Origin of the sequence: Sphingomonas sp. (assembly GCF_042091075.1) — a bacterium.
Classification (GTDB): Bacteria; Pseudomonadota; Alphaproteobacteria; order Sphingomonadales; family Sphingomonadaceae; genus Sphingomonas.
The window spans coordinates 2,789-9,800 of sequence record NZ_JBELIE010000027.1 but is presented as its reverse complement, the minus strand read 5'-3'; the positions used below and the strand labels follow the sequence as shown (position 1 = coordinate 9,800).

At 67.7% G+C, this 7,012-nt stretch carries 6 protein-coding genes; 4 read left to right on the top strand and 2 right to left on the bottom strand.

All coding sequences use genetic code 11. The features are described from left to right. The 4 genes from ACFDSW_RS04550 to ACFDSW_RS04535 form a co-directional block, all read left to right on the top strand. On the top strand, positions 1–294 hold a 294-nt coding region (locus ACFDSW_RS04550; protein ID WP_375249089.1), incomplete at its 5' end, for a GNAT family N-acetyltransferase. 45 nt (positions 295–339) lie between these two features. Continuing rightward, positions 340–906, top strand: coding sequence for a DUF1285 domain-containing protein (locus ACFDSW_RS04545; protein WP_375249088.1), 567 nt, complete (start codon positions 340–342; stop codon positions 904–906). Next, entirely contained in the window at positions 906–1,493 is a 588-nt protein-coding gene (locus tag ACFDSW_RS04540; protein ID WP_375249090.1) for a CoA pyrophosphatase, read from the top strand. Before ACFDSW_RS04545 ends, ACFDSW_RS04540 begins: the two co-directional genes overlap by 1 nt. Continuing rightward, positions 1,490–2,695, top strand: a complete 1,206-nt coding sequence (locus ACFDSW_RS04535) for a CCA tRNA nucleotidyltransferase (protein WP_375249087.1) — start codon at positions 1,490–1,492, stop codon at positions 2,693–2,695. The genes ACFDSW_RS04540 and ACFDSW_RS04535 overlap by 4 nt, the downstream gene beginning before the upstream one ends. On the opposite strand, the gene ACFDSW_RS04530 is transcribed toward ACFDSW_RS04535, so the two are convergent. Together ACFDSW_RS04530 and parC are read right to left on the bottom strand one after the other, a co-directional pair. Then, positions 2,665–4,335, bottom strand: a complete 1,671-nt coding sequence (locus ACFDSW_RS04530) for a putative bifunctional diguanylate cyclase/phosphodiesterase (RefSeq protein ID WP_375249086.1) — start codon at positions 4,333–4,335, stop codon at positions 2,665–2,667. The genes ACFDSW_RS04535 and ACFDSW_RS04530 overlap by 31 nt on opposite strands. Positions 4,336–4,422: 87 nt before the next feature. Next, a complete protein-coding gene (gene parC, locus ACFDSW_RS04525; RefSeq protein WP_375249085.1) occupies positions 4,423–6,672 on the bottom strand; it encodes a DNA topoisomerase IV subunit A in 2,250 nt (749 codons plus the stop codon). Positions 6,673–7,012: the final 340 nt, after the last annotated feature.

Sequence of the window (7,012 nt, the reverse complement as noted above, 5' to 3'; positions counted from 1 at the left end):
CGCGACGTGCCGATGGTGCTGGTGGGGCCGGTGGCGGTCACACCCGAACGGCAACAGGGGGGATTGGGCCGCCGCCTGATGCAGGCCGCGCTCGATGCCGCGGATTCGCGCGGGCTGACGTCGATGCTGATCGGCGATCCGGCCTATTACGGCCGCTTCTTCGGCTTTTCCGCCGACGCGACCGGCGGGTGGCGCCTGCCCGGCCCGGTCGAGCGGCATCGCCTGCTCGCGCGCGGGCCGGCGATCCCGGCGGGAGATGGCATCATCGCACCGCGCGCCACGGTGCCGGCGTGACGAGGGCACCTTTACCCGGGCGTCCCCCGACCCTAACTGGCGTGCATGCCGATGGCCGCGCCCCCCGATTTCGACACGCTGACAATCGCCGATATCGCGCGGCTGAGTGACGGCGATCGTCTGCCGCCCGTCGACCGCTGGCATCCCGCGCATTGCGGTGACAGCGAGATGCGGATCGCCCGCGATGGCACGTGGTTCCACCAAGGGACGCCGATCGGCCGCGCGGCGATGGTTCGCGCGTTCAGCCGTATCCTGCGGCGCGAGCCCGACGGCGGCTTCGTGCTCGTCACGCCGGGGGAAAAACTCGACATCGCGGTCGAGGATGCGCCGTTCGTCGCGGTCGAGATGAAGGTTGAGGGAACGGGTCGCGATACCATGCTCGCGTTCCGGCTCAACACCGGCGAGATGGTGACCGCCTCCGCCGACCATCCGCTACGCTTCGAGGAGCGGGACGATGGCCCGCACCCGTATCTGCGCGTGCGTGGCGGGCTCGACGCGCTGGTATCGCGCGCGCTGTATTACGAACTGGCGAATATCGCGCTGGATCTGGGCGATACACCGCCAGGCGTGTGGAGCGCGGGCGCCTTCTTCCCGCTCGTCGCGACCGCATGATGACGCTCGCGGAGCGGCTGGCGGCCGCGCTGGTATCGCATCGGGAAACGATGCTGATCGTCGGCGACCGGGATGACCTGCCCGCGCATGACGCGCTGACCGCGGCGGCGGTGCTGGTGCCAATCACTGACCGCCCGCGCCCCGGCGTGATCCTGACCCAGCGTACCGAGACGTTGCGCAAGCACGCCGGCCAGGTGGCATTTCCGGGCGGCCGTATCGATCCCGGCGAGGATCCGATCACCGCCGCGCTGCGCGAGGCGTTCGAGGAAATCGCGCTTCCCCCGGATGCGGTGGAGGTGATCGGCATCTCGGACCGCTACCGTACCGGCACCGGCTTCAGCATCACCCCGGTGATCGGGATCGTCCCGCCCGACCTGTCGCTCACGCCGAGCGAGGCGGAGGTGGCGAGCGTCTTCGAGGTGCCGCTCGATTTTCTGCTCGACAGCGCCAATCATCGCTCCGCCTCCACCATGTGGCAGGGGCAGGAACGCTTCTATTACGAGATGCTGTGGGAGGAGCGGCGGATCTGGGGGGCGACCGCCGGGATGATCGTCAATCTTGCACGGCGACTGGCGGCGGCGGCGTGAACGGCGCAACGCTGTTGCCCCACGCCGCATGGCAGGATCGCCCCGGACTGGCACGGCTGGCCACCGCGCTCGATGCGGCCGGCGGACAGGCGCGTTTCGTCGGGGGGGCGGTGCGCGACACGCTGCTGGGCCTGGGCGATTCCGTCAGCGACATCGACATCGCCACCACCTTCCCGCCGGAGGAGGTCGTTCGCAGGCTCGATAGCGCGGGCATCCGCGCGATACCGACCGGCATCGCGCATGGGACGATCACCGCGGTCAGCGAAGGAACGGTGGTGGAAGTGACGACGCTGCGCCGCGACATCGCCACCGATGGCCGGCATGCCGTGGTTGCCTTCACCGACGATTGGCGTGCCGACGCGGCGCGTCGGGATTTCACGATCAACGCGCTCTATGCCGACCCGCTCTCCGGTGAGGTGACCGACTGGTTCGGCGGGCTCGACGATCTTCGGGCCGGGCGGGTGCGGTTCATCGGCAATCCGCTGGAACGGATCGCCGAGGATCATCTGCGCATCCTGCGGTTCTTCCGATTCCACGCGCGCTTCGGTCAGACGATCGATGCGCCGGGGCTGGCGGCCTGCATCGATCGTGCGAACGACCTGATGGCGCTGAGCCGCGAGCGGATCGCGGCCGAATTGCTCAAGCTGCTGGTCGCTCGTCACGCGGTGGAGGCGGTGCGGCTGATGCACGACAGCGGCATCCTCCGCCCGGTGTTGCCCGAGATCGATAGCGCTGGCATCGATCGGCTCGAACGATTGGCCGCACGCGAGGCGACGGCGCAGGTGCCGCCCGACGCGATCAGGCGGCTTGCCGCCTTGATCCCGCCAGCGGCAGCGGAGGCGGTTGGCGCCCGGCTGAAACTGTCCAACAACGATCGCAAGCGGCTGATCCAGGCGAGCGCCGGGGCAGGCAGCGAGGGCGCGCGTGCACTCGCCTATCGCGTCGGCGCCGCCGGCGCGCTTGACCGTTTGCTGCTCGCGGGTGCGGACCCAAGCCCGTTACACGATTGGAGCGTACCGCCCTTGCCGATCGGCGGTGGCGCGCTGGTGGCGCGCGGGGTGACCAAAGGCCCCGATGTCGCACGGACGCTGCGCCGTATCGAGGATCGCTGGATCGCGGAAGGATTTCCCGATGCCGAGCGCGTTGCCGTCATCGCTGACGAGGAAACGGCTCAGACGTTGGTGGCCGCCAGAAAGGCATAGGCAGCCGCGGGTTCGAGCGGTCGGGCATAAGCATAGCCTTGCCCGTAATGGCACCCCAGCGCGGCAAGGGTCTGGCCGACCTCGGGCGCCTCGATCCCCTCCGCCACGGTGCGCATCCCCAGCGCCTGGGCAAGACCGAGGATCGCACGCACGATCGCCACCTTGTCGCGATCGCTCAACAGCCCCGTGACGAAGCTGCGATCGATCTTCAGGATATCGATCGGCAGCCGCTGCAACGACGCCATGTTCGAAAAGCCGGTACCGAAATCGTCCATCGCGATCGTGCAACCGAGGCCGCGCAGACCCAGCAGCACGCGCGACATGCGATCGGGGTCGGCGATGATCGCGCTTTCGGTCAGTTCCAGTTTCAGCCGTTCCCCCGCCAGCCCGGCGGTTTCGAGCGCATGCCGCACCGCTGCCGGGATATTGTCGCGCTGCAACTGGATCGCCGACAGGTTCACCGATACGGTGACGCCGCATGATCCCCCGGCGCTCCGGTCCCAGTCGGCGAGCGTGCGGGCCGCGGTATCGAGCGCCCAGCGGCCGAGCGGAACGATCAGCCCCGATTCCTCCGCCACCGGAATGAAGCGCACCGGGCTGTGGCTCTGGCCATATTCGTCGGTCCAGCGCGCCAGCGCCTCGAATCCGCTGACTCGCCCGGTCGCCAGATCGCAGATCGGCTGATAGACGAGCGACAACTGGTCGTTCTCGATCGCGCGACGCAGCGCGGTTTCCATCGCGAATTCCTCACGCGCGGAATCGAGTGCGCGCGTATGATAGGCCTCCGCAAGCTTCGAACCCTTGGACTTTTTCATCGCCACCTGCGCATGGCGAATGACGTCCTCGGCGTCCGACACGGTGCGGTCGCCAAACGCGATGCCGACCGCGCACGACACACGTATCTCATAGTCGCTCAGCCGGAACGGCGTCGACAGAATGTCCCGGATCCGGCGCGCGACATGATCCGCCTCCTGCGCGTCCTGATCGATCCGCAACAGGATCCCGAACTCGTCCCCCCCGGTACGGGCCAGTACGTCGCGGCTGCGCAACGCGCCCTTGATGCGTCGCGCCACGGTGATCAGCAATTCGTCGCCGGCCATCGATCCCAGACAGGCGTTGAAACGGCTGAACCGCTCCAGATCGACCATCAGCACCGCCCAGCGCTGCGCCCCATCGGCGATCATCGCCTCCAGCGCGTCGGTGAAGCCACCGCGGTTGGCCAGGCCGGTCAGACTGTCGGTCGCCATCTCGCGGCGCAACGTATCCTCGGTCCGCACCTCGGCGGTCTGGTCGACGAAGGAGATGATGCAGACGGGTTCGGCGCGATGCGTGATCCGCGCGAAATGCATCTCGTAGTGGCGCCGCTCGACCGCCGCCCCGGCCTGCCACGCGCGATCTGCACGCAATGCCCCCGAATCCAGAAACTCGCGGGCGACGTCCAGCAGTCCCCCGTCATGCTGCAGGCCCGCGCGCGCAAAAAAGCGGTTGTGAATCTCCCAGGTCGCGTCGGTGCCGTTCAGTCGCGCGATCGCCAGCGGAATCGGAATCAATTCGAGAGCGCCCTCGCTCGCCGACAGCCCTGGGCTGACCACGATCGGGGTACTTTTGCTTACCGCCGCCACTCTCGACACGTTTGCCATCATGAGCGGCGTAGCGCGGGAAGCGTTAAGCCGGGGTTTCCTTACCCGATCCGGCGGTTGCGTCGCACGGCCGGGCCGTCACCGCCGTCAGAAGCGATTGTCGCGGGGAAAACCGGTGGGTGGCATGCGACCGGCAGCGCCCCGCGCGGTACGCCACGCTGTCAAATCACTCTCGGTGCGCGTCCTTCCGCTGTCGCCTCCCATCGTCCAGCTCAGCCCCTCCGCAAAGACGATCGTCCGCGCGTCCGACAGGCCACCTTCGCGATAACGTTGCAGTTGCACGCCCTGTCCGCGCGTCATTTCGGGTAGTTCGACCAGCGGAAAGATCGCCAGCTTGCGATTATCGCCGATCACCGCGACATAATCATCGCCGGGTGCCACCGGACGGACGACGGTCAGCCGCGCACCGGGCTTCGGTGTCATCACGTTCTTGCCCTTGCGCGTTTCCGCGATCACCTCGCTCGCGGCCACGATGAAGCCGCGCCCGTCGCTGGCAGCGACCAGCAACTTCGCCGCCGCCGCCGCGCGCAGCAACGCGACGATGCCGACGCTGCCTTCCAGATCGATCGAGGCGCGCACCGGCTCGCCAAAACCGCGCCCACCCGGCAATTTGTCCGCCGCCAATGTGTAGAAGCGCCCGTTCGCCGCCGCGAGCAACAGCTTGTCCGTGGTATGCGCGTGGAAGGCGAAACCGGGCCCATCGCCCTCCTTGAACTTCAGCGTCTCGGGTGCCGACAGATCGACATGCCCCTTCATCGCGCGGAACCAGCCGCGCTCGGACAGGATCACGGTGATCGGCTCGCGATCGATCATCGCCTCAAGGGGGATGTCGCGCGCGGCGGCCTGTTCCTCGATCGTCGTTCGACGCCGCCCCAGCGCGGTCTCGGCGCCATAACGATCGCGGATCCTGGTGAAGTCGCGCTTCAGCCGGGTCCGCTGCTTCGCGTCCGACGCCAGCAGCGCGGTGAGCGTCGCCTGCTCCTTCTCCAGCGCGTCGCGCTCGCGGCGAAGTTCCATCTCCTCCAGCTTGCGCAACGACCGCAGCCGCATGTTGAGGATCGCCTCCGCCTGCCGATCGGTCAGCTGGAACTCGTCCATCATCACCGCCTTCGGCTCATCCTCGGTGCGGATGATCTCGATCACGCGATCGAGGTTGAGGAATGCGATGATATAGCCGCCCAGCAGTTCCAGCCGGTCGGCGATCTTGCCCAGGCGATGCTCGGTCCGGCGGCGGAGCACGACGAATTGATGATCGACCCACGCCGCCAGCGCATCGCGCAGCGACATCACGCGCGGGGTGCGATCCTTGTCGAGAACGTTGAGGTTGAGCGGCACGCGCGTTTCGAGGTCCGACAGCCGGAACAACCCGTCCATCAACACCTGCGGATCGACCGTGCGGCTACGCGGTTCCAGCACGACGCGGATCTCCGCATCGCTTTCGTCACGGATGTCCGCCAGGATCGGCAGCTTGCGATCGTTGATCAGCCCGGCGATCTGCTCGATCAGCTTGCCCTTCGGCACGCCATAGGGAATTTCGGTGACGACGATCTGCCAGGCGCCGCCCTTCTCGCGCTCGATCGTCCAGCGCGCGCGCACCCGGAAACCGCCCCGGCCGGTATTATAGGCCTCGCGCAGCACCGCGGGCGGATCGACCACGAGACCGCCGGTGGGAAAATCCGGCCCGCGCACGAACGTCAACGGGTCAACGCCGCGGTCATCGATCAGCGCGATCGCGGCGTCTAGCAATTCTGCGGCGTTGTGCGGCGGGATGCTGGTCGCCATCCCGACCGCGATCCCGCTCGCCCCATTGGCCAGCAGGTTGGGGAAGGCGCCCGGAAACAGCTCCGGTTCCTGCTCCTCGCCGTTATAGGTCGGGCGGAATTCGGTCGCATCCTCATCCAGCCCGTCCATCAGGTCGATCGCGACCTGCGTCAGACGGGCTTCGGTGTAGCGATAGGCGGCGGCGTTATCGCCATCGATATTGCCAAAATTGCCCTGGCCGTCGACCAGCGGATAGCGAAGCGCGAAATCCTGCGCGAGGCGCACCATCGCATCATAGACGGACTGGTCACCATGCGGGTGATATTTGCCGATGACGTCTCCGACCACGCGGGCACATTTCTTGTACCCCGCCGCCGGATCGAGCCGCAGCAGCCGCATCGCCCACAGCAGCCGCCGATGCACCGGCTTCAGCCCGTCGCGCACGTCGGGCAGCGACCGCGCGGTGATCGTTGACAGCGCATAGACGAGATACCGTTCGCTCAAGGCGCTGTCGAACGGCGCGTCGAAGATGCCGACGGGCGGGTTTTCGGGAAGGTCGGTCAGATCGCTCGCCATGGGTGACGTTGCGCGTAACAGGCATGGAGCGGTTCGTTAAGGGGGGTGGTGCTCAGACGCGGTCGCCGCCCGCGCCACCCGCAGCGCTTGCCGGTGCGAAAACGCGCGTGTCCGACGCGCGTCACGCCGCGTCAGATCCGGCGTGACGTCGCCTCCCGTCCCCCGCTACATCCATCGCATGATCCGCCCCCGGCCATCGCTGCGCCTTGCGCTCCTTCCCCTCCTCGCGGCATGCCTGCCCGCCGCGATGCCCGCCTTTACGCCATTGACCTGGAAAGACCTCACCGCGCGACCGCGCCCCGCGCCGGACGCCACGATCGCTTATGGGCCGGATGCGATG

Bases quoted from the DNA above. Each gene is read 5' to 3' on its own strand.
- ACFDSW_RS04545 (WP_375249088.1), top strand. From the start codon at position 340: ATGCCGATGGCCGCGCCCCCCGATTTCGACACGCTGACAATCGCCGAT.
- ACFDSW_RS04540 (WP_375249090.1), top strand. From the start codon at position 906: ATGACGCTCGCGGAGCGGCTGGCGGCCGCGCTGGTATCGCATCGGGAA.
- ACFDSW_RS04530 (WP_375249086.1), bottom strand. From the start codon at position 4,335: ATGGCAAACGTGTCGAGAGTGGCGGCGGTAAGCAAAAGTACCCCGATC.
- parC (WP_375249085.1), bottom strand. From the start codon at position 6,672: ATGGCGAGCGATCTGACCGACCTTCCCGAAAACCCGCCCGTCGGCATC.